Here is a 24,697-nt window from a genome sequence, read left to right as displayed (position 1 = left end):
TACGTAAAACTATGTCCAAGGAACTCGAAGCACGTCTTGACGCCATCGAAAGCCGCTTTGCCATCGATGCGCTAATCTCTAACTACGCCGAGGCGTTCGACACCATGAACATCGAGCTGTTGGCGACTCTCTGGCATCCTGAATCGCGATTGCTGCTGGGCGCGAACGGCAATTCCGAGGGCCTGGAGGCCATTCTGGCGCAGGCACGCATCAACATGAAACGCATGCCTCACATGCATCACTGGATGGCGAATGCCCTGGTTACGGTGGACGGTGACAACGGCCACGGTTTGGTAGCGGCGGACTGTCTTTTCTACGATGTCGATCAGGGCCCGCTCCAAGTGAGCGGCCAACCCCGGCCAGTCATGCCGATGCAGCCGCTCACGCGCGCCGGCTGAGAGCGTCACCGTGGGGCACCGTCCAAAGTACACTCCACACGAGCGCTGCAGAGCTGCAACTCGTCATTTCCGGATATGCCGCGGCCTACGCGGTCTTCCTTATCACAGGAGGTCGGCTAGGCGACCTGTTCGGCCGGCGAAGGATCTTCCTGATCGGCGTTACGGGCTTTGGACTGACATCAGTGATCTGCGGCCTTGCATCGTCACCCGCCATACTGATTCTCGGGCGGGTGCTGCAGGGTCTGAGCGCCGCAGCCATGGCGCCGCAAGGACTGGCCTCCATTCATGCCCTGTTCCCGGAGAAGGAGCGCGCGCGTGCTTTGGGCCTCTACGGCGCCGCGGTGGGACTGGCTGCCGTAGCCGCGCAGGCGCTCGGGGGTGCGCTGATCTCCGCGGACATCTTTCACCTGGCGTGGCGCGTCATCTTTCTCATTAACTTGCCGGTCGTCGCCGCCGTGCTGATCTTCGGGCTGCCGTTGCTCCCCGACGTCCGAGGCGACAGCCCGGCACCTGTAGACCGTATCGGGGTGCTACTCTGCGCGCTCACGCTGGGCTTGCTCATCGTGCCTCTGGTCGAAGGGCGGGAGTTGGATTGGCCGTGATGGGCCTGCGCAATGCTGATCGCCTGCCCTGTTGCCGGAGCAGCCTTCTGCAAATACGAGGTGGCCTATGCTCGCCGAGGAGGCGTGCCGCTGATCAGCATGGAGTTGATTCGACGGCCGGGCCTGATGAGCGGCCTTACGGGGGTCCTCTTCTTCTACGTCGTCTCTGCTTTCTTCCTGACGTTCTCCGTCTATCTCCAAGCAGCGCTTGGGATGAGCCCGTTCGAAACAGGTCTGGTCTTCCTGCCGTTCGGAGTGGGCGCCTTCATCGGGCCGCTGACGACGCCTTTGGCCATTCGCCTCTTCGGCGACCGCGTCCCCGCCATCGGCATGATGTTGGAGGTCGCCGGCTGCACGCTCCTCACCGCCCTCGTGGCTCGTGAGCCCGGGCAGATGCCGGCTCAGTTTCCCCTGATCGGGGCGGTGGCACTTCTCGGTTTCGGTCAAGGCTGGGCGCTGCCTACGCTGGTGCGTTCAGTCATCAATCGCGCACCGGTCACAGGCTCCGGGATGATTGCGGGCATCACCAATTCGGCGTTGCAAATCAGTGCGTCGCTGGGTGTGGCGGTCATCGGCGGTGTCTTCTTCAGTGTCGCGGGGACTTCACCAGATTCGTTGACCCTGGCCAAGGCACTGGTCGTCGCAATGATGTGCGTCGGCGGTAGTCTGACCGTGTCCGCCGTCCTGTCTATCGTCGCTGCAAGATCGAGCATTCATGCCGCTGCAAGGGGCGCGCCCCGATGAATCCAACCTGCCATCACTCGCGAGTTGAGCAGACGCTCGCGTGCCGAGAGGTGCGCGGTTTACCGCTCCAAGCAGGGATGTCTTGTTTGAAGAGCACGACAGGTCTAGAACAGAACCGACTGGATGAATCTGTTGTTTTTCCTCGGCTTGCTAAAATGGGCCAGTCAAACGGCCAGCGAGGAGTGAAAGGAATGGCGCGCTTGCGACCGAGCAAACCGGCCGAACTGGCCGGTTGTTGTCCCACCGACGAGTCGACGCTCGCAGCCGCTCTCCGATCCCCTAGGCGCATCACGAGCCCAATGGCGCGCGTCAGGCGGCAGCCGCACCAATTTACGCACCACACATGTCTGCGTCGGTTCAGGCACGAGCAACGATCGCGACAACCACATCGCACAAGCAGCGCCGCCGCCGGTCATCGATCGCGCCGTTCTGTCAACCGACGTCTCCACGCGCCAGCATGGCTGCAGGAATTACACCCAGCGGGCTCGCGATGACCAATCTAAGCGGGGGCGACGCCGCGCACGCTTTGTCGAACAAAAAGCCTGCGGCTGCCAGCCGCGCAGGCTCCAATGAAGTGCAAATGCTTTGAGCAACCGTCTTCTGCCGGCGGGCGTCCGCGCCGGCCTGTTGACTCTGTGCGCAGCCAAACACCGGGTACTAGAACAGGTGTCTGGTATCGGCCCAAAAACACCCCCTGCCCGTCACAGTCCTTCGACCCTCACTGAAAACCCTCGCGAAGGTCCGTTTCCTCAAGGAGCTCGGCGCACATGAGTGGGCGCTTGATTCTATGCCAATTGAAAAGCAGCGTGCGTATGCACAACGCATTCAGGCGCGCCGTCCTGCAAAGGTTCGCGAACTCAAGGCGTCGACCCGCACAATCGAGCTGATCTGTTTCCTGCGTGTGACCCTGCTCGATCTGACTGACGCGCTGCTCTATCAAACGGGACGTCGAATCTCCGATCTTGTGCGGCAGGCTTACGACCGTACCACGGTCCGACAGGCACGATCAGCAATCGAGTACAGGCAGAAGCTGGTCGCGATCAAGGTGCTTGTTCAGGATCACGAACGGGCCGGCAGAAGACCGCATCGCCGAGATTGCCGGGCTGCTTGGTGATGTCACCGACAAACCACCCACGAGCCATGCAGCCAGCGTGCGAGAAGCGCTTACCGACGATCATCTGCGTATGCGCAACTTGCTGGGTCCGTTGCGAGAGTTGCAATTCGCCGGGCGGGATGCGGAACCGAGCCTGCGGCAGCTCGATCTCATCGGCGCTCTATATGATAGCGGCACCACCGAATTGCCGTCCGACTGCGACGTGCCGGTCAGTGTCGGCTGGCGTGATCTAGTCAAGGGCGACCATCGGGCACGTGCACTGCGTGCGCTTGAAGCGTCGGCAATCACGGGTCTGCGAAAGGGACTTCGCCGCGGTTCCGTGTGGATCAACCACAGTTTATCGTTCCGGGAGCGTGACCAGTTGCTGATCCCACCCGTGCAGTGGAAAAAGGAACGAGACCGGTACCTATCGTCGCTTGGCTTGCCGGCAACGGCTGAGCCTTTCCTCGAACGGCTGACGGAACATTTGAAGGCTGGTCTGGCAGCGCTGGAGGAAGCGCGCGAGGCAGGACGCGTAACGATCGACGTCGACGGCGCGCTGCATCTGACGACGATCGAAGCGTTGCCGACCGATGGCATACCGAAACGCACGCGGGATCTGATATTCAAAGAAATTGGCACTGCGCAGTTCGCCGACGTGATCATCGAGATGGACGTCCACACAGCCTTCAGCGAAGTGCTGCTTTCGCGCAAGGCGCGCAATGCGGACGAACTCATCGCGCTGTACGCCGCGCTGATCGCCCACGGCACGGAAGTTGATGCAAAGAACGTCGCTGCAATGATCCCGCAACTGGATCCAACGCACATTTCGACGGCCATGCGCTCCCTCGAGATGCCAGGTCGGCTGCCACGTGCCAACGAGCGCGTCGTCGAATTTCAACGTACTCACGCCATTACGGAACTTTGGGGTACAGGGCGCCGGGCATCGAGCGACTCAATGAGCCTGGATACGTCACCGCACCTCTTCTATGCCCGGGTCGATCCGCGGCGACGGACCCATGCGGTGGGCATGTACACCCACGTGCTAGACCAGCACGGCATTGTCTATAACCAGCCGATCGTACTGAACGAGCGCCAGGCAGGCGTAGCGATCGAGGGCGTAGTGCGTCACAACGAGAGCCGTGATGACGGCAGACTGCTGCGGCTTTCTGTAGACACGCATGGATATACGAACGTGGGGATGACGGTGTCAAAGCTGCTTGGTTTCGACCTCTGCCCGCGTCTGCGCAACCTCTCGGAACGCAAGCTATATTTGCCGAGAGGCGTTGCCGCTTCCAGCAAACTGGCGGCGGTCGTTGCCTACGAGAGCTCCCACAAGGCGATTCGCGAGGGCTGGGACGAACTGCTTCGCCTCGTCGCGTCGATTTACTCGGGACGCCTGAGCGCTATTGTCGCGTTGCAGCGATTCGGCAGCGCAGCGCAGGGCGACCCCGTATTCCGGGCCGCCGACCGTCTCGGTAGGTTGCTACGTACGCTGTTTCTGTGCGACTACTTCAGCAACACGGAATTTCGTCGTGAGATGCACACGTTGCTCAACCGGTGAATCGGTTCATCAGCTGCAGCGCGCGATCTACACCGGCAAGGTCGCGCCAGAGCGTGGACGGCGTCGCGACGAAATGATCGCGGATTTCCGGCTCGTTGACGCTGCTAACGAACGTGGTGATTGCGTGGAACACGCACCGCATGCAGGCAACCCTCGACGCCTGGCAAAAGAAGGGGCAAGGGATTGACGATGACTGGTTGCGGCGATTGGGACCGGCGCACTTCGCGCATTTAAACTTCCGCGGGACTCTGAGCTTTCCGATCGACCGCTACCGCGAGATGCTTCTGGATGCGGCGCCGTGGCAACGCACGGCCGGATCGTGAGATGGGTCTTTGAGGAGGGACGATGGACATCAATCTTGACGCCATTGACGAGGTGGTGCTCGCGCTGCTCCACCTGAATTTGTGCGACGGAAATCGCGCCCGGAAAAGCTTCGACTCGTCTGCGCTGAACCGCTTGCACGAGAAGGGCTTTATTCGCGACCCGGTCAACCGCTCAAAATCGGTGGGGCTGACCGACGAAGGCTCGCGGGAAGCGGAGTGGTTGTTCGCAAAGTACTTTGGGCGCTCGCCAAGCCCCTAATCCGAGGCCAAACCGACGTAATCAACATCAGTGCCCGTCGACAATCGGATCGCGCAGTACCGCTCCGGCCCTGCGAAAGACGGAATTTCGACAAGCAACTCCTCGATGCGCCGTGCAGTTCGAGATCGTACGCCGCTGGCGTGACCGCTAATCGCGTGATGTTCGTCGATGGAAGCGCACCCGGGAACCCAGATACGGCGAGGTACATACGTACACGCGATGCGATGAGTCGCGAGAACGCCAGATTTTGCATCAAAAGGACCAGATTCAACTATACCGACAGTCAAGCAAGCGTTTGAGTTTAAACGTAATTTAGAAACAAACCGCCAGATTTTGCACGAGAAGGACGATTACCCCGGATTCCGCGCCGGCAACGCCCGCCCAAGGTGTATAAGCCTCGCTCGCGCCGCGCCTGTCTGGGCGAGTTGATCCAGATCGATGGCTGCGCGCATCGCTGGTTCGAGGACCGCGCGCCGCAGTGCACGCTGCTGGTGTATGTGGACGATGCCACCAGCCGGCTGATGCAGTTGTACTTCTCTGCGACCGAGTCGACCTTCAACTACTTCGAGGCGACGCGCGCGTATCTCGAGCGTTACGGCAAGTCAATGGCGTTCTACAGCGATAAGGCCAGCGTGTTTCGCAGCGTGGTCGCCCACCAGACCGGACGCAGCGTGACGCACTCTGGCCGAGCCATGTTCGAGCTCAATATCGACACGCTATGCGCCAATTCAAGTCCGGCCAAGGGCCGCGTGGAGCGAGCGCATCTGACCTAGCAGGATCGGCTGGTGAAAGAGTTGCGCCTGCGCGGCATCAGCACATTGGCCGAGGCCAATGCATATGCGCCCTGCTTCAAGGCCGACTACAACGCGCGTTTTGCCCAACGGCGCGGCGCGCATTAGATGCGCACCGCCCCTTGCGGGGCGACGAAAACCTTGACGAGGTATTGACCACGCAAGTCCGCTAGGTGGCCGAAGCCGGCAAGAAGATCCCCACCAACTCGCACGCGAACATGACGCGGGACATGGGGAAAGATCTTGGCGACCTGAACTCGCTCGTGAAAAAGGTGACTGTGGTGGACTGGGACACGATCAACGCGAATCGCGCGCAGTGGGACCAGCGCTGGGATAAGCAGATCGAGAAGTAAGGGCGTTCGGGACGGGCCGGCGCCGGCCCGTCCTGTGTTCACCTGCTTGCTTTTTTCCGCACCGAATCGAAAGGCTGCTGCCGTCGTCCGTCCATGGCTTGAAGCCTCTCTTCGGAACGACCGGTTCCGCATTTCCGTGCAACAGCGGAGGGTTCGGTGTGGTGTCGCTGGAGGAGGCGTCCGCCGCCAGGATGTACATTGCCGGATGCGACGGAAACCTGAGCCTTTGATTCCGATAAAAAGCGGAATGGATTCCGCGAAGTCCGCGAACGTGTCCGCGCCCAAATGGCCACTCTCACGGAGGGGCGGTGCGTCGATTCCGTCACTGATGCAGCAGTTTCATTGGACGCGATAAATTCGGCCACTGACAATGCATCAATTGCGCCTCGTACTTCGCGCGCCCGGCCCTCCTTCATTCCGCCCCACTCCCATGACCTTCCAGCACTCGAATCCCTCGCGCGGCACACGCGGCATGGCCGTCGCGCCGCATTCCCTCGCGGCGCAAAGCGCCCTCGCCGTGCTGCGCGAAGGCGGCAATGCGGTCGAGGCGATGATTTCCGCCGCCGCCACCATCGCGGTGGTCTATCCGCACATGAACGGGATCGGCGGGGATGGCTTCTGGCTGATCTCGCGTCCGGGCGAGCAACCCGTCGGGATCGAGGCGTGCGGGTCCGCCGCCGCGGCCGCGAGCATCGAACGATATCGGGCGCTCGGACTCGAGCGCATTCCGCATCGCGGCGCGCTCGCGGCGAATACGATGGCCGGCACGGTGTCGGGCTGGCAGGCCGCCTTCGACTGGTCCGCGAAGACGCTCGGCGGCCGCCTGCCGGTCTCGCGCCTGCTCGACGATGCCATCGCCTACGCCACCCATGGCGTGCCCGTCACCGACAGCCAGGCGCGCTGCGTCGCCGCCAAACGCAGCGAACTGGAAGACGTGCCGGGCTTCGCCGAGACCTTCATGCCCGCCGCGCACGATGGCGCCCCGCCGCGCGCCGGCGATCGCTTCACGCAGCCGCGCATGGCCGCGACGCTCGCGCAGCTCGTGCACAACGGTCTCGATGATTTCTATCGCGGCGATCTCGCCCGTACGCTCGCGCAGGAACTGGGCGCGCTCGGCAGTCCGCTGGCGCTGGCAGACTTCGAGCGCCATCGTGCGCGCCTCGTGACGCCGCTCGCGCTCACGCATTCACTCGGCACGGTCTACAACATGCCGCCGCCGACGCAAGGTCTCGTGTCGCTGATGATCGTCGGACTGCTGGACCGCGTGTTGCGCGACGACATGGATCCGCTCGGCCCGGAGTATGTGCATGCGTGCGTCGAGGCGACCAAGCTCGCCTTCCGGATCCGCGACGCGCACATCACCGATCCCGATCACATGGACGTCGATCCGCAATCATTGCTCGATCCCGCGCGCCTCGATGCCCTTGCCGCGCAGATCTCGTCCGAGCGGGCCGCGCCCTGGGGCAACGGACGCGGTCCGGCGGATACCGTGTGGCTTGGCGTCGTCGATGGCGACGGCGTCGCCGTGAGCTTCATCCAGAGCATCTATCACGAGTTCGGCAGCGGCATGGTCCTGCCGGGATCGGGCGTGAACTGGCAGAACCGCGGGTGCAGCTTTTCCCTCGACGCCGCCTCGCTCAATCCGCTGATGCCGGGCCGGCGTCCGTTCCACACGCTGAATCCCGCGCTCGCGCGTTTCTCCGACGGCCGCGTCATGGTCTACGGCAACATGGGCGGCGACGGCCAGCCGCAATCGCAGAGCGCCGTGTTCACGCGCATCGCGCGATATGGCTGGAATCCGCAGACAGCCATCGACGCACCGCGCTGGCTCCTCGGCCGCACGTGGGGACAGGCAAGCGAGTCGCTCAAGCTGGAAGCGCGTTTCGGCGATGCCGCCGTGGCCGCGTTGCGCCGCCTCGGCCATGATGTGGATGTCCTGCTGCCCTACGACGAAACGATGGGTCACGCGGGCGCGATCCTCCGCTACCCGAACGGCTGCTTCGAAGGCGGCCACGATCCGCGCAGCGACGGCGCGGCGATCGGCTGGTAACACTTGAAGGCGCATCCTTCCCGAGGGTGCGCCGCTTACCTTGTTCAGTCGAGGTCCTCGTCCTGCACGCCGGTCTGGATCACGTGAAAGCGCATCGCGTGATAGGCCATCTCTCCATCGCCTTGCAGCAGCGCGGTAATCAGCATCTCGTGTTCGCGATGCGACACCTGGATCTGCGTCTTCTCGCTCATGTGCGAAGCCCGCGTGTACGGGATGATCCGCAGCCGCATGCTGGCGATCTGCTCCGCCAGCAACGCGTTGTGCGCCGAGCGGTGAATGCGGTTGTGCAACTCGGCGTTGAGTTTGTCGAACGCGACCGTGTCCTCGTCGCGCACCACCTGGTTCATGCGCGCGCGCAGTTCGATGAGCGCGCGGCGTTCATCCGGGGTCATGCGCGTGGCCGCGTAGCGGGCCGCGGACGCTTCCAGATCGGCCACCACTTCCAGTGTCTCGCGCCGCGTGTTGTCGGCGGAATGATCCGCGACGATGGCGCCCCGGCGCGGCGTGATCTTCACGACGCCAATGGCTTCCAGCTGGCGCAAGGCCTCTCGCACCGGCGTGCGCGATACCTCATAGCGCGCCGCCAGTTCAATCTCTTCCAGATGCGCGCCGGGCAGGAGCACGCCTGCATGAATCTCCTCGAGGATCCGGCTTTGGATCTTGCTCGATAGCGTCGGAAAGCGTTTGTCCACGTTGGTTCGCTGCCGTTTCAAATGTCGTGCGGCATTGTCTCATGTATACCTGTAAGACGCTAAGTGCCGTGCATCTTGACGCATGCACCTCCAACGACCTCCACCATAAGCACAGAAACCGTGCTCGAAATTCTCCATACGAGTGCCATCTGCACTGGTATTCACCGCGCGCCCCGCCAATACCTCGGTGAAATCGCCCGCAAGGCCGCATTTAAGCGATGGCATAGTTGATGCATTATTCGTGTATACACAGAGCCTAAAAATTAGGCAGTGTTTTTGTCCCTGGTGACCTCTCGCATATGGATATGACGCTCACGGCTGTACCAACGGATGAACCCGGAGCACGCACGGCGGCACGCGTCGCCAGCTCGCCCGGCATCGTGGCAACGAATCTGACGCTTCGCTTCGGCAAGCGCACGATCTTCGAGAATCTCAACTTCGAAATCAAGAGCGGCGAATTCGTCGCACTGCTCGGCGCAAGCGGCGTCGGCAAGAGCAGTCTCGTGAAGATCATCGCGGGGCTTGCGCGACCGACCGAAGGCCGCGTGCTCGGCAGCGACGGCAAGCCGCTCGATGGCCGCATCGCCTACATGGGCCAGCACGATCTGCTGTATCCGTGGCTGACCGTGCGCCAGAACGTGACGCTCGGCGCGCGCCTGCGCCGTGAAACCGCCGACCGAGCATGGGCCGATCACCTGCTCGATCAGGTCGGCCTCCTGCCGCGTGCCGATGCCCTGCCCTCGACGCTGTCCGGCGGCATGCGCCAGCGCGCCGCGATTGCGCGCACGTTGTATGAACGCCGTCCGATCGTTCTGATGGACGAGCCCTTCTCCGCCCTCGACGCCATCACGCGCGCCAAGGTTCAGGACCTCGCTGCGAAGCTGCTGGTGGACTGCACCACGCTGCTGATCACGCACGATCCGCTCGAAGCCTGCCGCCTCGGCCATTACATGCAGGTGCTGTCCGGCCATCCCGCGCAGCTCGGCGCACCCGAGACCATTCAGGGCACGCCGCCGCGCGCCCCCGACGATCCCAACGTATTGCGCAGCCAGGGTCATCTGATGCGCCTCCTGACGGAGCAACATCGATGAACGACATGCTGCACAAGAGCCGCCCGCTGGTGATCTTCGCCGGCCTGCTGGCCGTCTGGTATCTGGTCACGCTCACCGGCATTCCGGCGTACATGCTGCCCACGCCGATGTCGGTCGCGCACGCGCTGTGGACGCAACACGCCTATCTCGGCGAACACACGCTGACCACGCTCGGCGAGATCCTGCTGGGGCTTGCGTCGGGTCTCGTGCTCGGCGCGCTCGCCGCGCTGGCGATGATGTTCTCGCCGCGCCTGCAACGCTGGCTGATGCCGGTACTGATCGTGAGCCAGGCGATCCCGGTGTTCGCGCTGGCCCCGCTGCTGGTGCTGTGGTTCGGTTTCGGCATCGCGTCGAAGGTGGTGATGTCCACGCTCGTGATCTTCTTTCCGGTCACGGCCTCCTTCTTCGACGGCCTGCGCCGCACCGACACCGGCTGGCTCGACCTCGCCTCGACGATGAGCGCGAGCACCGCTTCATCCCTGCTGCACGTGCGCCTGATGGCCGCGCTGCCCGCGTTCGGCTCCGGCCTGCGCGTGGCGGCGGCGGTGGCGCCCATTGGCGCGATCATCGGCGAATGGGTCGGCTCGTCCTCGGGCCTCGGCTTCGTCATGCTGAGCGCCAACGCGCGCATGCAGACCGAGACCTGTTTCGCCGCGCTGTTCATCCTCGCGCTGATGGCGATCGCGTTGTATCAGATCGTCGATATCGCGCTGCGCCGCCTGCTCTACTGGGTTCCCGATTCCAACCGCCTCGACTGACCACACTACCCCTTCACGCTCATCATGCTCAAGAAAATCATCAGTGCTGTCGCGCTCATCGCGACGACGGCGGCCCCTGCTTTCGCCGACGAAAAGGTCAAGGTATTGCTCGACTGGTTCGTCAATCCGAATCATGGCCCGATCATCGTTGCGCAGGAACTCGGCGAGTTCAAGAAACGCGGTCTCGACGTCGAGATCGTGCCGCCCGCAGATCCCAGCATGCCGCCGCGCCTGCTGGCCGCCGGCCAGGCCGATCTCGCGCTCAGCTTCCAGCCGCAGCTCTATCTGCTGACCGACAAGGGCCTGCCGGTCGAGCGCGTCGCCACCGTGATCGATTCGCCGCTCAATACCATCGCCGCGCTGGAAGGCGGCCCCATCAAGTCGATGAAGGATTTCAAGGGCCGCAAGATTGGCTATTCCGTGAGCGGCATCGAGGACATCACGATCCAGAACATGCTGCGCCACAGCGGCGTGGATGTCTCGGACGTGCAACTCGTCAACGTCAACTTCCAGCTCGTGAGCGCGCTGCTGTCGCATCGCGTGGACGGCGTGATCGGCGCGTTCCGCAATTTTGAAACCACCGAGATCAAGGAAAAAGGCGCGACGCCCGTCGTCTTCAAGCCGGAAGACAACGGCATTCCGAAGTATGACGAGCTGATCGTCATCTCGACCCGCGACCACGCACACGACGCGAAGGTCGAAAAGTTCGTGCAGGCGATGTCCGCCGGCACCGCGTATATCAAGGCGCATCCGCAGGAAGCCTGGAAGTTGTTCATCAAGCATCACGCCGATCTCGACAACACGCTCAACAAGACCGCCTGGGACACCACCGTGCCGCTGTTCGCCGCCGAGCCGGGCAAGTTCAACAAGCCGCGCTATCAGGCGTACGGGCAATACATGGCGGACAACAAGCTGATCGGCGCGCTCAAGCCGGTGGACGACTACGGCATCGAGGTCAAGTAATGACGTCCTCCACGCAGGCGCCGCGTTTTCCGGAGGGCTGGACCCGCCATACGGATCGCGTCGCGGGCATCGACGCCGTGTCGTGGTCGCGCGGCGCGGGACGGCCGCTGATCCTCTTGCATGGCATCGGACCGGGCACCGTCGGCGCGGCGAATTTCGAGCCGCTGCTCGCCACGCTTTCGGCCGCGCATGAAGTGCATCTGCTCGATCTGATCGGCTTCGGTGCCTCAGGCCGCAAGCAGGCAACGCCGTTCTTCGACGTCGAATTGTGGAGCGCGCAGATCGAGGCCATCACGATGCGGCTCGATGCACCGGCGGTGCTCATCGGCAACTCGGTGGGCGGCGCCCTCGCATTGCGTGCGGCGGCGCGTCTGCCGGGGATCGCGGGCGCGGTGGCCATCGGATCGCCGCTGTGCGATCCGGTGGTCACGCCGGAACTGCGCGGTTTCTGGTCGGCGCCGGCGGATGCCGCGCAACTCGCCGCCGCCATGCAGCCGATGACCGGCGCTGCGCGGCCGCCCGCCGAAGAACGCGTCGCGGCCCGCTATGCGGAGTTCGCGCGCGACCCGTCGTACCGCGCGTACTTCGCGTCGATGACCGAGGACGCCGCGGTCGCGCTGAACACGGCGGCGCTCGACCCGGCGCTGATCGATGCGATCCGCTGTCCGCTACTCGTCGTGCACGGCACCGCGGACCGCGCGTGCCCGCTCGACATTGCGCTGTCGTTCATCCGGCGACGCCCCGACGCCGATCTCACGATTTTCGGCGACTGCGGCCACAACGTCACCTGGGAACGCACCACGGACCTGCTGGCCGCGCTCGACGCTTTTGTACATCGCATTCAAAAAACCGAAGAACCGAAGACCTGAAGAGTTGAGTTATGCCCAAGACATGGATTCACTGCGGCACGCTGTACACCGGCATGGGCGACGGCGCGTCGTCCGGCCAGACCCTCGTGCTCGACGGCGACACGATCCGCTATTGCGGACCCAAGGCGGAGGCGCCGCGCCCCGGTCATGACGATGTCGTGATCGATCACGGCGAACGCTTTGTGATGCCCGGCATGATCGACGCGCATACGCACCTGAGCTACGGCTGCGCCGCCTCGGAAGAGGAAGTCGATCTCTACGCGACGCTTGAATACCGCGCGATCCGCGCGCTGCGCGCCGCGCAGGACATGCTGCGCGCTGGCTTCACGACGCTGCTCGATCCGGCCTGCTCCGGCATGGTGACGCCGGCCGCGCGCGATGCCATCGAATGCGGCCTGTACAGCGGCCCGCGTATCACGACCGCGGGCCCGGCGCTGACCTCGCATCAAGGCCTCTACGACTACTATCCGAGCTGGATCGGCGCGCCGGCGGTATCGAGCGGCCTGCTCGTCAAGTCGCGCGAGGACGCGATCATGGCGATCCGACGCCAGGCGAAGGACGGCGTCGACATGATCAAGATTGCGATGGACGGCATCATGGGCGACCGCGAGCGCGGCCTCTACGCGGCCTTCGATCAGGACGAGATCACGGCAATGGTGCGCGAAGCGCATCGGCTCGGACGCAAGGTCGGCGTGCATGCGCGCGGCACCGAAGGCGCGTTGTACTCCGCGCGCGCCGGCGTCGACATCATCTATCACGGCTCGCGTATCTGCGAGGACGGTATCCGCGCCGCGCTCGATGACGGCACCGCATTGAGCCCGTCGCTGCTCATGCTGGTCAACAACATCCAGTACGCGCAACCCGACGATCCCTCGTACGGCTGGTGGCCGAACATCCAGCGCAAGGAACTGAAGGCCGCGCGCGAATGCATCGCCGCCGCGAAAGCCGCCGGCGTGCCCATCCTGAACGGCTCCGAGAGCGGCTTCGCCATCACGCTGTACGGCGAATGGGCCGCGAAGGAACTGGAGATCAGCGTCGAACTGCTCGGCATGACGCCGGCCGAAGCGCTGCACAGTGCGACCGCCGCACCCGCGAAGTTCCTGCGCGAGCAGCGCGTCGGCACGCTCGCGGCAGGCAGCAAGGCGGACCTGCTGGTGCTCTCGGCCAACCCGCTCGAGGACATTCGCTGCTTGCAGCAGCCTGAATGCATCAAACAAGTCTGGCTCGGCGGCAAGCCGGTCGATCTCACGCCGCCGCCGCCCGCGCGACGTCATCCTGCCGAGGACTCGCAAGGCATGTGGGCCCGCCGCTACACGCGCTCCGTGGTGGCCGGCATCACGCCGCAATCGCTCGAACTCGTTCCGGAGCAACACTGACATGATCGAAATTCATCCTATCGAGATGGCCGGCGCAAATCCCGCGTTGCGCTATGCATGGCCCGCCGCGGATTGCACGCGCATTCCCTACGGCATGTATCGCGACCCCGACGTGTTCGCGCTGGAGCAGAAGCGCATTTTCCAAGGCCCCGTGTGGAACTACCTCGCGCTCGAAGCCGAGATCCCGGATGGCGGCGACTTCCGCACGATTGCCGTCGGCGACGTGCCGGTCATCGTCAACCGCTCGCGTGACGGCACGATCCACGCGTTCGTCAACCGCTGCGCGCATCGCGGCGCAACCGTGCAACGCTCCACGCACGGCAATACGCGGGCACACGTGTGCTGCTATCACCACTGGGGCTATAACCTCGAAGGCAAGCTGATTGGCGTGCCGTTCCAGCGCGGCGTCGACGGCAAGGGCGGCCTGCCCGAGGACTTCGACAAGAGCCGGCATTGTCTGCGGCCGATGCGCATTGCCACGCTCAACGGCGTCATCTTCGGCACGTTCTCCGACGCCACCGAGCCGCTCGAGGATTTCCTCGACACCCCGTTCGTCGCGCAGCTGAAACGCCTCTTCAACCGGCCGATCAAGGTGCTCGGCTATCAGCGCCAGCGCATCCGCGGCAACTGGAAACTCTACACCGACAACCTGCGCGACCCGAATCACGGTGGTCTTTTGCATGCGTTCCAGGTGACCTTCGGCATTGCCCGCCTGAACCAGACCGGCGGCGCGAAGCTCGACCGCCGCGGCCGCCACAACATGTCGTGGGCCGCGCAGGAGATGGGCCGCGATCACAGCGACCAGGAATACTCGACGCCGCGCGACGCCAGCAAGATCGCCCTACGCGACGCCACGCTGCTGCAGTATCGCAAGGAGTTTCCGGACAACTACAACCTGACCATCGCGTCGATCTTCCCGAACTGCATCTTCCAGCAGATCGGCAATACGCTCGCGGTGCGGCAGATCCGCACCACATCCGTCGACGAGTTCGAGATCTTCTGGACCTTCTACGGCTACGAGGACGACGACCAGTCGATGACCGATCACCGCCTGCGCATGTCGAATCTCGTCGGACCGGCAGGACTCGTCTCGATGGAAGACGGCGAGGCGATCGAGATCGTACATCGCGCAATTGCCGCCGACGAAGACAAGCATGCCTTCGTCGAATTCGGCGGGCGCGGCCCTGTCGGCGATTCGGACACGCTGATCACCGAATCCCCGATGCGCGGCTTCTGGATGTACTACTGCGAACTGATGGGCATCGTCCCGGGAGAAGCGGCTCATGGCGCTGCCTGAACGTTACGAAGCGCTCGAAGCGCTTTTGGAGACCTATACGCGGCTCATCGACGACGACCAGCTCGAAGCCTGGGTGGATCTCTTCGCCGAGCATGCGCGCTACGAGATCATCTCGCGCGAGAACCTGTCGCAAGGTTTCGCGCTGCCGCTGATGCTGTGCGAGAACCGCAACATGATCAGCGACCGCATCATGTCGTTGCGCAAGGCGAATATCTACAACATCCATACGGACCGCCACATCGTCTCGCAGATCCGCATCGTGCCCGAGGGCGCGCAATGGCGGCTCGGCGCCAACTTCGCACTCTACCAGACCGACCAGACCGGCCGCAGCGCGCTGTTCAGTGTCGGACGCTACGACGATCTGATCGGCGAGATCAACGGAGAACTGCGCTTCATCAGCAAGCGCGTCATCGTGGATACGGGCGCGGTGGTGTCGCTGCTCGCCACGCCCATCTGAGGACGACACCATGACACCGATCCGCCAGGAAATCGACGTGCCGGGCGCCGGCGCGCCGATCAGTCATTACTGCGACGCCGTCGTGCACGGGAACACCGTGTATGTCTCCGGCATTCTCGCGCTCGATGCCGACGGCGCGCTCGCCGGTGACGGCGACGTGGAGGCGCAGGCCGAACGCGTCTTCGCGCGCCTGAACGACGTGCTGGCCGCCGCGGGCGCACGCTACGCCGACATTCTCAAGGTCACGCTCTATCTCACCGACATCAACGACCGCGCGCTCATCAATCCGGTGCGCAAGCGCTGGTTCGGCGCGCACCGGCCGGCCAGCACGCTCGTCCAAGTCTCGAAGCTCGCCGTGCCCGGCGCCCGTCTCGAAGTCGAAGCCATCGCGCAACGCGCGGTCTGAAACAGGGAATACAAAAAACCATCATGTCTAGCATTCAATATCCAATTTCCATCGACGGCGCATTGACGCGTGTCATCGAAGCCGGCAGCGGTCCCGCCGTCGTGTTCGTACATGGCCTCGGTGCGCGTTGCGACCGCTGGCGCGGCACCGTCGAACGCTTCGGCGCAATGGGCTATCGCGCGATCACCTTCGATCTGCCGGGCCATGGCCTCTCGCAGAAACACGCGGACGCGCCTTCGGACGTGCCCGCCTTCGCCCGCTATCTGCTCGGTCTGATGGACGCGCTCGAGCTTGATTCGGCCGTGCTCGTCGGCACCTCCCTCGGCGGCCACATCAGCGCCTATGCGGCCACGCTCGCGCCGCAGCGCGTGGGGGGGCTGATGCTGGTGGGCGCGCTCGGCATCGCCCCGCTCGATGCCGCGAGCGCCGAAGGCATCCGCCAGAGCGTCAAGGCGACCAGCCGCGAGGCGATCGTGCGCAAGCTCAATGCCGTGATCGCCGATCCCTCGCTGATCACCGATGCGCTCGTCACCGAGGAATGGCGCATCAACAACTCGCCGGGCGCGAACGAGTGCTTCGTGCGCGTGGGCAATTATCTGGTCGACGGCATCGAGCATCACTATGTCGCGGAACAGGTCGCGGCGCTCTATCCGCCGGAGAAAATCCGCCTGGTCTGGGGCGAACTCGACAAGTCGGTTCCGCTCGCGGTGGGCACGGCCTGCCAGTCGCTGCTCGGCGGACCGGAACTGGTCCTCATCCCGGACGCGGCGCATGCGCCCTACTTCGAGCGGCCCGCAGCCTTCGATCCGCCGTTGCAGGCTTTCCTGCAGTCGATTCAATCCTGACGCCGCAAGGCACTCATTCGAAACGGGGAAACGATGCAGACGTGGCTTTGCGTGGTATGCGGCCTGATCTACGACGAAGCCCAGGGCTGGCCGGACAGCGGTATCGCGCCGGGGACGCGCTGGGAAGACGTGCCGGACGACTGGCTGTGTCCCGATTGCGGAGTCGGCAAGGCCGAGTTCGAAATGGTCGAGTTCTGACTCTGATGCGCCCGTAAGCGGGCGCGTGCGGCGGACCTGTCACACCGGTCCGCCGCGTGGAAAAGGTGGTACGACGCGATCAGCCGTTCGCGGGGATTTTTGCATTCTTTATTTTGCATCACTGATTTCATTCGCATACACAACACGACAACTGGAGTTACGAAGATGGGGAACAGAATGATCCGCAACGCTGCCCTGGCGTTGTTCGCCGCCGTCAGCGCGCCCGCCTGGGCACAAAGCTCGGTCACGCTGTACGGGGTGATCGACGAAGGCCTGATGTATGTGCATAACAGCGGCGGACACAGCACCCAGCTGCTGATGTCGAGCGGCAACCTGTACGGTTCGCGCTGGGGCCTGAAGGGCACGGAGGATCTGGGCGGCGGGCTCTCGGCGATCTTCAGACTCGAAAACGGCTTCGACATCAACAGCGGCGCGCTCGCGCAGGGCGGACGCGAGTTCGGGCGTCAGGCGTATGTTGGTCTTTCGCATGCAAAATACGGCACGCTCACCCTCGGCCGCCAGTACGATCCGTTGCTGGATCTGGTCCAGCCGGTGCAAGGCGATTACTACCTCGGCAGCAACTTCTCCACGCCGGGCGACGTCGACGCCGCCGACTGGAACACGCGTTTCTCCAACACCATCAAATGGGCGAGTCCGACCTGGGGTGGCGTGAACATCGAAGCGATGTACGCGCTGGGCGGCGTGGCGGGCGCGACCGGTTCGGGACAGACCTATGCGGGCGCGGCGTCGTATGGCTACGGCCCGTTCCTCGCCGCTGCCGGGTATCTGCATATCGACAATGGCAACGCGCAGTTCGTCACGCGCGGCACGAGCACTGCCGATGTCAGCAGCCTCACCTACAGCGCGGTCAACAATGCGTATGCGTCCGCACGCAGCATCGATATCGCGCGGGGCGGCGCGCATTACGTGGTTGGCCCGGTCACGCTCGGCGGCTATTTCAGCCACACGGAATACAAGCCCGACAGCGCCTCCACCTACACCGTCACCGAGAAGTACAACGACGTCGGCGTGTACGGCTTCTGGCAAATCCGCCCGGATACGTCCCTCGAGATTGGCTACGACTATCTGAAGTCGAGCGGCGACTCCTCGGCACGCTACCACCAGGTGGGCGTGTCAGGCGACTACGTCATCTCCAAGCGCACCGACTTTTATGCGGTCGTCGGCTATACCCACGCCAGCGGCAGCAACGGCGCGGGCGCTGCGCAGGCCGTCGTCGGCGCCTACGACATCAACTCGGGCAAGAACTCGCAGGTGCTCGCGATCGTTGGCATCAAGCACGTGTTCTGACGCATGCAGCAGTGCCGCTGTGATTCCCCCAAAGTCGTGCGGTATCACAGCGGATGAGCTTGCTCAGGTGTTCGCCCCGCCATCGACGGTCAGCGTTGCGCCGGTGATATAGTCGGCATTCGCGCTCGCCCGGAAGACCACGGCCTGGGCGATATTCTTGCCGGTGCCGTAGTCGCCGGTGGCCGTCAGCGTTACCCGCTTGGCGACTTGGTGCCCCGGCGCTGCGGGACGCTCAATCTGATCGGCGGGCGACGATGCTTGTTTTCGTACGCTGAGCGCTGGCTGAGTGACCGGCGAGCCTTCCCGTTGTCGCCGGATTTGCCACTGCGCGCGGGTGCCTTTGAGCCGGAGACAGGGCTCGACCTACATCCTATCTTTGAGGACGCTGGCCCCGACCGATGGGGACGGCGCGTGATCGATACGGCCTTCCGACCGCAACGCAAATCGCCGATTGATTATCTAGCGCTCGCTGGCGAGGACCGCATCGGTGCGCTGGGTTTCTCGTGGTCAGCCGAGAACTATGAAACGCCCAAGGATCAGGCGTTCTATGCCGCCGATCTTGAAGCGTTGGTCAGTGCCGCCCATGCGGTTGAGGTTCATGAACCGATCGACGAACGGTTGCGACGACTCCTCCAGCCTGGCCGAAGCGTCGGCGGAGCGCGCCCCAAGGCAATCATTCAGAACGATCGCCGGTACTGGATCGCAAAGTTTCCCGCCGCCGGCGATGAGGTCGACGTCGGCGCCGTCGAGCACGCTTCGCTGCGCCTTGCGCAAGCTTGCGGCATCGAAGTGCCCGATTCGCAGCTGGTGACGCTACGCGGCAAAAGCGTGCTACTGGTCGAGCGCTTTGACCGCGCAGCCTCCGGCGTACGGCGGCACTTCGCGAGCGCGAAGACGCTGCTCGTCGCCGAAGGTCATGAAATCGAAGACGTCGCCTATGGCGATGTGGCGGAGGTGGCCCGACGCTTCTCACCTGATCCTCGCGCAGACAGTCGCCAGCTTTTTCAGACGCATGGTCTTCAACGTGTTGATGGAGAACACGGACGATCATGAGAAGAACCACGCGTTTTTGAACGACACGGCAAGTGGAAACGCTCGCCTGCCTACGACCTGCAGCCTCAGCTTCAGGGCATCGGCTATCAGCAATTGATCGTCGGCGCTCAGGCGCACGAGCCCTCGATTGAAAACGCCCTGTCGCACGCCGGTCGCTTCATGCTTACGAGCGCGGAGGCGAATGCCGAAGTCGAGCACATGCTGGTGGTGTTGTCGCGCTGGCCGGAGGCGTTTAGGCAGGCGGGCGTCAGTGACCGCGACATTGACGCGTGCCAACGGTTCGTTCTGGTTGATCGGCAGCTGGAAGCAGCATATGGAAGGCGCCCAATGCAGCAGTACCACCCAGCACTGCTCACGGCCAGTACGACGGCCGGATTGTCGCGCTGCGTCCAGATACGGTGTTTCAGGCATCCGATGACGGAGAGACGGTGGCCCACGCTCGCGACGCGCTGGCGAAGCTCGCGGATCTGAAGGTGGGCGCTGAATTACATGTGTCGTATCGAGATGGCCATCTACACAATGCGTCGATGGGCCGACCGGCGAAAACTCGCGGGGGCCGTCGGGGAGGATAGCGCGCCAGCATCCGATCGGTGGCGATACGCAAAGTCACTGCGGCTAATACACCTCGACATGATCAGGAAACACGCCGGTTTCCCGCGCCGCTTGCTCGACTGCCGCGGGACTGTCGCACCCGGCAACCGCGCCAATCTCCACCTCTCCGGCAAAGATGCGACCAGCCCATTGGCCCGAGGGTGCGCGGTAGATTCGTAAGGTGACGGTCCCGTCTGGGTCGTGTTCCATTCGAAGCTCCTTCTATAGGAAACGCGGCGGACTTCAATCGGAAGGGTAGCAAATGAAAGCGCCCGCTCAAAGCGGGCGCTGAAGGCGTCGCGCGCCAGACCACCGAGGCAGCTCGGCGGCTAGACGCAAATTGGATTACGGCTTCGCCGTATCGTCAGTGGCGTCTTTCAGATCCTCCTTGGCATCGCCGAGGTCCTTGCGCACTTGGCCTTCCACCTGTTGCGCGTCGCCCTTCGCTTCCTGCGCGGGATCGTTCGTCATCTTCCCGACGCCTTCGTTGATCTTACCTTTGACCTTCTCGCCGACGCCCTTCACCTGATCTTCGTTCATGATCGCCTCCGTTTCCCCTGCGGCATGCAGGTGTAACAAAGACAGCGCAAGGACGATGCCGCGTCGCGGTGGGTAGCTCGGACGCTGTGACCAGGGCCATTTTTACCGGTGAGAACGCCTCTCTTCCCGCGGTCCCGAAAACCGCACCGTTGATGACGAGAGAGTACTGATGCAAAGTAAATCTTATTGGTAGGTGTGTTGATTTGCACCGAAACCTGACCCACGGGCTGTTCGGTATAGGCTCACCCATTTGATGATCGCGTCGAGATGGGTTTGGTCGAGCTGGCTGCATGCAGTTCGCGAAGATCGCGGCCGCAACGTTCGGCGTGGTCGAAACCAAAGCCGTCAAACCGTGTGTCGTTGTTCGGTTTAAAGAGCTCCGTATGCGATACCATGGTCTCCCATCCGCTCTTGTGCAGTGCACGCGTCAGGCCACCGCTGCGTAGCTCGGATCTGCCTAAGCAGCAAGATCCACCTCCTCAAGTCGGGATTCGATCTTCGCGAAGAGTGTTGAGATTGAGGCTAGTTGCCCGGGCAGCAAATGTCGAGTGTCCAGAATTTGCGCGACGCGTCTATGCCAGTAGGCAGGCGGGAACACAGGGTGGGAGTTTGCTTAGTCTCGAAATACTGCTAGCAGCAGATGGCCCAGTTCCGCGTCGACGAGGCGGAACTCATATGCGCTCATAAGGGGATGATTTGGCGTGTCCATTCAACAGCTAACGGTATTCGACAACAGTTCTGAACGCAAATAGCTGCTTTTCCGCCACGGCGCAGTTGTCAGCGCGTTGATCAGTGCAGATCTTAGGGGCTGATCGCCGCACGGGTGAAAGGAAAATCGATTGGCGCTCAACAGGCTACCGCGCAGGCAATCTATGCGGAAGAACATCGGGCGCCCGCATGGCTCGCGTTGATGTGGCCGTCGGCCAATACAGTGACCGGTGCAGGCCACAAGGCGCCGGGCGGCAATGTGTCGGCGAACAACAGCGCGGGCATCGGCATCGGAAAATCAACTACCGGCGCGAAGCCCAAAGGACGCGAAGTCGCTCGCGGATATGCTGGCGACCGCACTGGACAAGGAACTCGCCGCAAGGTACGTTCGATCACGACGGCAGTTGCTTCGGAATCACACCAGACACACCATCTTCCCGCGCGAGTTCTTGAGACTGCGCCAGGCAAGCCTTACCTGACGCGAGTCCCGACCGACTCCGAAAGAGGCCGCGCGAAATGATCTGCCGACGTGGCGACTCTGGCCGGCCGGGATGGCGCCGACGGCGCGAAAATGAAGTTCGCTTCTCGCCCGGTGCCAGTGCACTAGAATGTCGTCCAGACGCTCGTCCGCCAGATATTCTCCCGCGCGCAGCGTGGACAAAAGGGCGTCGGCGTCTGTCGCCCGCAGCGGACCGACAGGCGTGGCCTCAATAAATATTGCGCCGATAGCGTCCGGCAACACGCAACGCGTCGAGTTCGGCACGCCCGAGAATCTCGGCGAGCGCCGTCTCCACGGAACGGCCCATGCGGGCTGCGCTGCCGCACACGTAAATCGCCGCATCGGCCAACACCCATTCGCGCAGCAGTGCGGCATGGATGCGCATAGCGTCGTGCACGTAACGCAGTCGGGCGCCATCGCGTGACCACACCAGGTCCAGCCGTTGCAGCATGCCTAGGTCCTGCCAGCGAGCGAGTTCGTCGACATGGAACGCATCGTGTGCCCGGTTGCGTTCGCCGAAGATCAGCCAGTTCGCGCCCCAGCCGCGCTCAATACGCGACTTGAGATGCGCCCGCAAACCAGCCAACCCGGTGCCCGCGCCAATGAGCACGAGCGGGCGATCATCGTCCGGCGCATGGAACGCGCGATTACTGCGCACGCGCACCTCGACGGATGCGCCCGGTGTCGCGTGCCGGGTCAGCCAGCCTGACGCGATGCCAAGCGAAACACCGTCGTAGGCGTCTGCGTCCGCATGCCGCGCCTGCCGCACCAGCAGTTCGATCCGCCCGTCCTCCGGTAGCGAGGAAATCGAGTAATCGCGTGTCGCAAGGGGTTTCAGCGTGTCGACCAGTTCCTGTGGCGTGTAACCGCGCAGTGCATCGACATCGGAGGGCAAAACGCGCGATGCCAGCGCGGCTTGCAGCGTCGTGAGCGCGCCTTCGCAGCGGATCGGCGCGTGCGCGTCGAGTGGCAAGCGGCGCAGCCAGGCCGACACCACCCCGGCCGCATGCCGCGGACGAATCTGCGCGATGTCTCCGGCCTGCCAGTCGAGCGCGCCGGCATTCATTGGCGTGAGACAGACGTGATAAGCAGGACCACCTACGCTGCCCGGGTTGAGCAACGTTCGCGCCTCGAGGGTCCAGGGGGAGAAGCCCAAGCGGTGCGAGGCCAAGTCGGGCTGCGCAAGGTTTCCCGCCAATGACGAGACCTGCGTGCTCCATCTGTGCAACGCGCCGGCATCGTTGTCGTCCACTTCGATCGACTCAAACAACGGCTTCGCGCCCTGCCCGCGCAGCCAGTCTTCGACCCGATGTCCGAACTCGCAAAACCCAGCATAGCGGCGGTCGCCGAGCGCGAGCATGGCGTAGTGAGGCATCGGTGGCATTGGCGGCGACGGCGGCGTCGCAGCGTCGGACGCGATTGCGCGGCCAGGAAAGCGCGCGGCGTGATCGGGCGCGTCGCCCTCCCCCGTCGTGCTGACAATAAACAGCGCGCGTTCATAGCCGCTCAGCCGGGCTGCGTCGATCACCTCCAGTGGTTCGAGGTCCACGGCAAGGCCCGCATAACGCAACGTCGCAGCGGACTGAGCGGCCAGTTCTTCCGAGCGGCCCGTCTGGCTCGCGTAGGCGACCAGCACGGACGCTGGCGTCTGTGATCCGTCGTTGGTCGCATGCGTCCGCCGATGCGTCGCGCGAACCGCCATGCACATTGCCGCGTACGAGAGGATCACGCCGCCTGCCATCGCCATGCGCGTCGGGCCGCAACACGCACCGACCGCGCCGCCGAGCGACACAGCGCCCCACGCCAGCGACGCCCGCATCATTCGAGCATCGCCGCGTAGGCGGGACTGACGCTTTCCGAGAAACCTTCGGGCGTACGCGCCACGCAACGCGCCGCCAGCCCCTCGCGCGCAGCGAACGCCATGCCCGCTTCGCGCCCGAGCACCATGAGCGCGGTCGAGTAAGCATCGGCGAGCATGCATTGCGGATGCAGCACGGTGACCGAAGCCAGTGCGTGACTCGCCGGATAACCGGTGCGCGGATCGACGATATGCATCTGCCGGCGCGCATCGGCGTCGAGGAAATAGCGGCGATAGTCGCCCGAGGTCGCTACCGCAAGCCCATGCAGCGCGATCAAGTCGTGTGCCGTCGTGCCTTCGCGTGCGCCGTCGCCAGGCGGCGTTTCGATTTCCACCCACCAGGGCATGCCGTCCGGCTTCACGCCTTCGCCGCGCAACTCGCCGCCGATCTCCACCAGCCGGTGCGCAATACCGATCTCGCCAAGCGACTCGCTCACGGCATCCACGGCATGGCCTTTCGCGATCGATCCGAGATCCAGCGATGCGCCGCCCGGTTGCCGCACTGCTTGCGCCGCGTGGTCCAGTTCAATGCGGCTCCATCCGCAGCGGCGTCGGACAGCTTCGACGTCGTCGGGACCGGGCGCGCGTATGCGCCGTCCCGACGGCCCGAAGCCCCACAGGTCAACCAGCGGCCCGGCGCTCGGATCGAATGCGCCGCCGCTCAGGCGCGCGGCGTTCAGCGCGGCCTCGACCACCTTGAAGCAGGCTGGCGGCAGGCTCACCCAACTGTCGAACAACGCGCTGTTGAAGCCGGAAATGGCCGAATCCGCGCGCCAGTTGCTCATCTGCGCAATCACCGAGTCCAGCACGGCGCGAATGGTCGCATCGATGACGTCGATCCGCTCCTGCGCCTCGCCTGCATCGACCACGCACGACACGCTCCGGGTCGTGCCCATCGTGTCGCCGCCGAAGCCGGCGATGCGCCCGTCCTCCGCCGGCGCGTCCGCACCGTTCATCGTCATCCAGGGCACGACGACTCGCCGTGCGTCCTCTGCTGCGTGTCGCCTCATC

Annotated in this window: 29 protein-coding genes and 3 pseudogenes; 24 read left to right on the top strand and 8 right to left on the bottom strand. The window is 63.8% G+C overall.

What is annotated here, in order from left to right; all coding sequences use genetic code 11:
• Window positions 1-11: 11 nt before the first annotated feature.
• From QCE64_RS18625 to QCE64_RS18605, 5 genes are all read left to right on the top strand, one after another.
• Entirely contained in the window at window positions 12-398 is a 387-nt protein-coding gene (locus tag QCE64_RS18625) for a nuclear transport factor 2 family protein (RefSeq protein WP_310005394.1), read from the top strand.
• Entirely contained in the window at window positions 305-1,000 is a 696-nt protein-coding gene (locus QCE64_RS18620; RefSeq protein ID WP_310005820.1) for an MFS transporter, read from the top strand. Before QCE64_RS18625 ends, QCE64_RS18620 begins: the two co-directional genes overlap by 94 nt.
• Window positions 1,001-1,012: 12 nt before the next feature.
• Window positions 1,013-1,744 (top strand): MFS transporter, encoded by a 732-nt coding sequence (locus tag QCE64_RS18615; RefSeq protein ID WP_310005393.1) that lies wholly within the window; start codon window positions 1,013-1,015, stop codon window positions 1,742-1,744.
• Window positions 1,745-2,531: 787 nt separating this feature from the next.
• The gene (locus QCE64_RS18610) at window positions 2,532-2,858 is read left to right on the top strand and encodes a hypothetical protein (protein WP_310005391.1); all 327 of its coding nucleotides are present in this window, start codon (window positions 2,532-2,534) and stop codon (window positions 2,856-2,858) included.
• Complete coding sequence (locus QCE64_RS18605; protein WP_310005388.1) at window positions 2,794-4,401, top strand: Tn3 family transposase; 1,608 nt, start codon at window positions 2,794-2,796, stop codon at window positions 4,399-4,401. Before QCE64_RS18610 ends, QCE64_RS18605 begins: the two co-directional genes overlap by 65 nt.
• On the opposite strand, the gene QCE64_RS18600 is transcribed toward QCE64_RS18605, so the two are convergent.
• Window positions 4,391-4,534 (bottom strand): hypothetical protein, encoded by a 144-nt coding sequence (locus QCE64_RS18600; protein WP_310005386.1) that lies wholly within the window; start codon window positions 4,532-4,534, stop codon window positions 4,391-4,393. The two genes, QCE64_RS18605 and QCE64_RS18600, sit on opposite strands and share 11 nt — an antisense overlap.
• 7 nt (window positions 4,535-4,541) lie before the next feature.
• Here QCE64_RS18600 and QCE64_RS18595 point away from each other — a divergent pair, with 7 nt between their 5' ends.
• The 5 genes and pseudogenes from QCE64_RS18595 (at window position 4,542) to QCE64_RS18575 (ending at window position 8,177) form a co-directional block, all read left to right on the top strand.
• Complete coding sequence (locus tag QCE64_RS18595; RefSeq protein WP_310005384.1) at window positions 4,542-4,724, top strand: hypothetical protein; 183 nt, start codon at window positions 4,542-4,544, stop codon at window positions 4,722-4,724.
• A gap of 22 nt (window positions 4,725-4,746) precedes the next feature.
• Complete coding sequence (locus QCE64_RS18590) at window positions 4,747-4,983, top strand: DUF6429 family protein (RefSeq protein WP_310005382.1); 237 nt, start codon at window positions 4,747-4,749, stop codon at window positions 4,981-4,983.
• A gap of 359 nt (window positions 4,984-5,342) precedes the next feature.
• A pseudogene (locus QCE64_RS18585) lies at window positions 5,343-5,932 on the top strand (ISNCY family transposase); the annotation flags it as partial.
• 18 nt (window positions 5,933-5,950) lie between these two features.
• Window positions 5,951-6,127 (top strand): annotated as a pseudogene (locus QCE64_RS18580) (ABC transporter substrate-binding protein); the annotation flags it as partial.
• Window positions 6,128-6,557: 430 nt separating this feature from the next.
• Complete coding sequence (locus QCE64_RS18575) at window positions 6,558-8,177, top strand: gamma-glutamyltransferase family protein (protein ID WP_310005380.1); 1,620 nt, start codon at window positions 6,558-6,560, stop codon at window positions 8,175-8,177.
• Window positions 8,178-8,221: 44 nt separating this feature from the next.
• Here the strand turns inward: QCE64_RS18575 and QCE64_RS18570 are convergent, their stop codons facing one another.
• A complete protein-coding gene (locus QCE64_RS18570) occupies window positions 8,222-8,869 on the bottom strand; it encodes a GntR family transcriptional regulator (protein WP_310005378.1) in 648 nt (215 codons plus the stop codon).
• 380 nt (window positions 8,870-9,249) lie between these two features.
• On the opposite strand from QCE64_RS18570, the gene QCE64_RS18565 reads away from it, so the two are divergent.
• The 11 genes from QCE64_RS18565 to QCE64_RS18515 all read left to right on the top strand — a co-directional run bounded on the left by QCE64_RS18565 (window position 9,250) and on the right by QCE64_RS18515 (window position 18,437).
• On the top strand, window positions 9,250-9,960 hold the full coding sequence (locus QCE64_RS18565; protein ID WP_310005376.1) for an ABC transporter ATP-binding protein: 711 nt from the start codon (window positions 9,250-9,252) through the stop codon (window positions 9,958-9,960).
• The gene (locus tag QCE64_RS18560; RefSeq protein ID WP_310005374.1) at window positions 9,957-10,718 is read left to right on the top strand and encodes an ABC transporter permease; all 762 of its coding nucleotides are present in this window, start codon (window positions 9,957-9,959) and stop codon (window positions 10,716-10,718) included. Before QCE64_RS18565 ends, QCE64_RS18560 begins: the two co-directional genes overlap by 4 nt.
• Before the next feature lie 24 nt (window positions 10,719-10,742).
• Window positions 10,743-11,681 carry an ABC transporter substrate-binding protein gene (locus QCE64_RS18555; protein ID WP_310005371.1) on the top strand — a complete coding sequence of 313 codons (939 nt, stop codon included), beginning with the start codon at window positions 10,743-10,745 and terminating at the stop codon, window positions 11,679-11,681.
• Entirely contained in the window at window positions 11,681-12,550 is an 870-nt protein-coding gene (locus QCE64_RS18550; protein WP_310005370.1) for an alpha/beta hydrolase, read from the top strand. Before QCE64_RS18555 ends, QCE64_RS18550 begins: the two co-directional genes overlap by 1 nt.
• Before the next feature lie 11 nt (window positions 12,551-12,561).
• Window positions 12,562-13,926, top strand: a complete 1,365-nt coding sequence (locus tag QCE64_RS18545; RefSeq protein ID WP_310005368.1) for an amidohydrolase family protein — start codon at window positions 12,562-12,564, stop codon at window positions 13,924-13,926.
• A gap of 1 nt (window position 13,927) precedes the next feature.
• On the top strand, window positions 13,928-15,223 hold the full coding sequence (locus QCE64_RS18540) for a Rieske 2Fe-2S domain-containing protein (protein WP_310005366.1): 1,296 nt from the start codon (window positions 13,928-13,930) through the stop codon (window positions 15,221-15,223).
• On the top strand, window positions 15,210-15,680 hold the full coding sequence (locus tag QCE64_RS18535) for an aromatic-ring-hydroxylating dioxygenase subunit beta (protein WP_310005365.1): 471 nt from the start codon (window positions 15,210-15,212) through the stop codon (window positions 15,678-15,680). The genes QCE64_RS18540 and QCE64_RS18535 overlap by 14 nt, the downstream gene beginning before the upstream one ends.
• Before the next feature lie 10 nt (window positions 15,681-15,690).
• Window positions 15,691-16,086: a RidA family protein gene (locus QCE64_RS18530; RefSeq protein ID WP_310005363.1), complete on the top strand. Its 396-nt coding sequence runs from the start codon at window positions 15,691-15,693 to the stop codon at window positions 16,084-16,086.
• Between the two features lie 23 nt (window positions 16,087-16,109).
• A complete protein-coding gene (locus QCE64_RS18525) occupies window positions 16,110-16,931 on the top strand; it encodes an alpha/beta fold hydrolase (protein WP_310005361.1) in 822 nt (273 codons plus the stop codon).
• A 33-nt stretch (window positions 16,932-16,964) separates the two neighbouring features.
• Window positions 16,965-17,129 carry a rubredoxin gene (locus QCE64_RS18520; protein WP_310005359.1) on the top strand — a complete coding sequence of 55 codons (165 nt, stop codon included), beginning with the start codon at window positions 16,965-16,967 and terminating at the stop codon, window positions 17,127-17,129.
• A 165-nt stretch (window positions 17,130-17,294) separates the two neighbouring features.
• Complete coding sequence (locus tag QCE64_RS18515) at window positions 17,295-18,437, top strand: porin (RefSeq protein ID WP_310005358.1); 1,143 nt, start codon at window positions 17,295-17,297, stop codon at window positions 18,435-18,437.
• Between the two features lie 63 nt (window positions 18,438-18,500).
• Here the strand turns inward: QCE64_RS18515 and QCE64_RS37960 are convergent, their stop codons facing one another.
• Window positions 18,501-18,578, bottom strand: a complete 78-nt coding sequence (locus QCE64_RS37960) for a hypothetical protein (RefSeq protein ID WP_404987411.1) — start codon at window positions 18,576-18,578, stop codon at window positions 18,501-18,503.
• Window positions 18,579-18,647: 69 nt separating this feature from the next.
• Here QCE64_RS37960 and QCE64_RS18505 point away from each other — a divergent pair.
• Together QCE64_RS18505 and QCE64_RS18500 are read left to right on the top strand one after the other, a co-directional pair.
• Window positions 18,648-19,433, top strand: a pseudogene (locus QCE64_RS18505) (type II toxin-antitoxin system HipA family toxin); the annotation flags it as partial.
• The gene (locus QCE64_RS18500) at window positions 19,354-19,587 is read left to right on the top strand and encodes a HipA domain-containing protein (protein WP_310005356.1); all 234 of its coding nucleotides are present in this window, start codon (window positions 19,354-19,356) and stop codon (window positions 19,585-19,587) included. The pseudogene QCE64_RS18505 and the gene QCE64_RS18500, both read left to right, overlap by 80 nt.
• Here the strand turns inward: QCE64_RS18500 and QCE64_RS18495 are convergent.
• The 3 genes from QCE64_RS18495 to QCE64_RS18485 all read right to left on the bottom strand — a co-directional run bounded on the left by QCE64_RS18495 (window position 19,485) and on the right by QCE64_RS18485 (window position 20,621).
• Window positions 19,485-19,832: a hypothetical protein gene (locus QCE64_RS18495; RefSeq protein ID WP_310005844.1), complete on the bottom strand. Its 348-nt coding sequence runs from the start codon at window positions 19,830-19,832 to the stop codon at window positions 19,485-19,487. The two genes, QCE64_RS18500 and QCE64_RS18495, sit on opposite strands and share 103 nt — an antisense overlap.
• A gap of 273 nt (window positions 19,833-20,105) precedes the next feature.
• A complete protein-coding gene (locus QCE64_RS18490; RefSeq protein ID WP_310005354.1) occupies window positions 20,106-20,291 on the bottom strand; it encodes a hypothetical protein in 186 nt (61 codons plus the stop codon).
• A 135-nt stretch (window positions 20,292-20,426) separates the two neighbouring features.
• Window positions 20,427-20,621: a CsbD family protein gene (locus QCE64_RS18485; protein WP_310005351.1), complete on the bottom strand. Its 195-nt coding sequence runs from the start codon at window positions 20,619-20,621 to the stop codon at window positions 20,427-20,429.
• An 823-nt stretch (window positions 20,622-21,444) separates the two neighbouring features.
• On the opposite strand from QCE64_RS18485, the gene QCE64_RS18480 reads away from it, so the two are divergent.
• Window positions 21,445-21,849: a hypothetical protein gene (locus QCE64_RS18480; RefSeq protein ID WP_310005349.1), complete on the top strand. Its 405-nt coding sequence runs from the start codon at window positions 21,445-21,447 to the stop codon at window positions 21,847-21,849.
• Window positions 21,850-22,036: 187 nt separating this feature from the next.
• Here QCE64_RS18480 and QCE64_RS18475 read toward each other — a convergent pair whose 3' ends face one another.
• Together QCE64_RS18475 and QCE64_RS18470 are read right to left on the bottom strand one after the other, a co-directional pair.
• A complete protein-coding gene (locus QCE64_RS18475; protein ID WP_310005347.1) occupies window positions 22,037-23,575 on the bottom strand; it encodes a sulfite reductase subunit alpha in 1,539 nt (512 codons plus the stop codon).
• A gap of 71 nt (window positions 23,576-23,646) precedes the next feature.
• Window positions 23,647-24,696, bottom strand: a complete 1,050-nt coding sequence (locus tag QCE64_RS18470; protein WP_404987391.1) for an FAD:protein FMN transferase — start codon at window positions 24,694-24,696, stop codon at window positions 23,647-23,649.
• Between the last annotated feature and the right edge of the window lies 1 nt (window position 24,697).

The organism is Caballeronia sp. LZ043, assembly GCF_031451075.1.
Classification (GTDB): domain Bacteria; phylum Pseudomonadota; class Gammaproteobacteria; order Burkholderiales; family Burkholderiaceae; genus Caballeronia.
Note: the sequence above shows the minus strand (reverse complement) of the source record. Positions and strands in the feature narration are given on the sequence as shown.

Bases quoted from the DNA above. Each gene is read 5' to 3' on its own strand.
- QCE64_RS18625 (WP_310005394.1), top strand. From the start codon at position 12: ATGTCCAAGGAACTCGAAGCACGTCTTGACGCCATCGAAAGCCGCTTT.
- QCE64_RS18615 (WP_310005393.1), top strand. From the start codon at position 1,013: ATGCTGATCGCCTGCCCTGTTGCCGGAGCAGCCTTCTGCAAATACGAG.
- QCE64_RS18610 (WP_310005391.1), top strand. From the start codon at position 2,532: ATGCCAATTGAAAAGCAGCGTGCGTATGCACAACGCATTCAGGCGCGC.
- QCE64_RS18595 (WP_310005384.1), top strand. From the start codon at position 4,542: ATGCAGGCAACCCTCGACGCCTGGCAAAAGAAGGGGCAAGGGATTGAC.
- QCE64_RS18590 (WP_310005382.1), top strand. From the start codon at position 4,747: ATGGACATCAATCTTGACGCCATTGACGAGGTGGTGCTCGCGCTGCTC.
- QCE64_RS18575 (WP_310005380.1), top strand. From the start codon at position 6,558: ATGACCTTCCAGCACTCGAATCCCTCGCGCGGCACACGCGGCATGGCC.
- QCE64_RS18560 (WP_310005374.1), top strand. From the start codon at position 9,957: ATGAACGACATGCTGCACAAGAGCCGCCCGCTGGTGATCTTCGCCGGC.
- QCE64_RS18555 (WP_310005371.1), top strand. From the start codon at position 10,743: ATGCTCAAGAAAATCATCAGTGCTGTCGCGCTCATCGCGACGACGGCG.
- QCE64_RS18550 (WP_310005370.1), top strand. From the start codon at position 11,681: ATGACGTCCTCCACGCAGGCGCCGCGTTTTCCGGAGGGCTGGACCCGC.
- QCE64_RS18545 (WP_310005368.1), top strand. From the start codon at position 12,562: ATGCCCAAGACATGGATTCACTGCGGCACGCTGTACACCGGCATGGGC.
- QCE64_RS18540 (WP_310005366.1), top strand. From the start codon at position 13,928: ATGATCGAAATTCATCCTATCGAGATGGCCGGCGCAAATCCCGCGTTG.
- QCE64_RS18535 (WP_310005365.1), top strand. From the start codon at position 15,210: ATGGCGCTGCCTGAACGTTACGAAGCGCTCGAAGCGCTTTTGGAGACC.
- QCE64_RS18530 (WP_310005363.1), top strand. From the start codon at position 15,691: ATGACACCGATCCGCCAGGAAATCGACGTGCCGGGCGCCGGCGCGCCG.
- QCE64_RS18525 (WP_310005361.1), top strand. From the start codon at position 16,110: ATGTCTAGCATTCAATATCCAATTTCCATCGACGGCGCATTGACGCGT.
- QCE64_RS18520 (WP_310005359.1), top strand. From the start codon at position 16,965: ATGCAGACGTGGCTTTGCGTGGTATGCGGCCTGATCTACGACGAAGCC.
- QCE64_RS18515 (WP_310005358.1), top strand. From the start codon at position 17,295: ATGGGGAACAGAATGATCCGCAACGCTGCCCTGGCGTTGTTCGCCGCC.
- QCE64_RS18500 (WP_310005356.1), top strand. From the start codon at position 19,354: ATGAAATCGAAGACGTCGCCTATGGCGATGTGGCGGAGGTGGCCCGAC.
- QCE64_RS18490 (WP_310005354.1), bottom strand. From the start codon at position 20,291: ATGGAACACGACCCAGACGGGACCGTCACCTTACGAATCTACCGCGCA.
- QCE64_RS18485 (WP_310005351.1), bottom strand. From the start codon at position 20,621: ATGAACGAAGATCAGGTGAAGGGCGTCGGCGAGAAGGTCAAAGGTAAG.
- QCE64_RS18475 (WP_310005347.1), bottom strand. From the start codon at position 23,575: ATGGCGATGGCAGGCGGCGTGATCCTCTCGTACGCGGCAATGTGCATG.
- QCE64_RS18470 (WP_404987391.1), bottom strand. From the start codon at position 24,696: ATGAGGCGACACGCAGCAGAGGACGCACGGCGAGTCGTCGTGCCCTGG.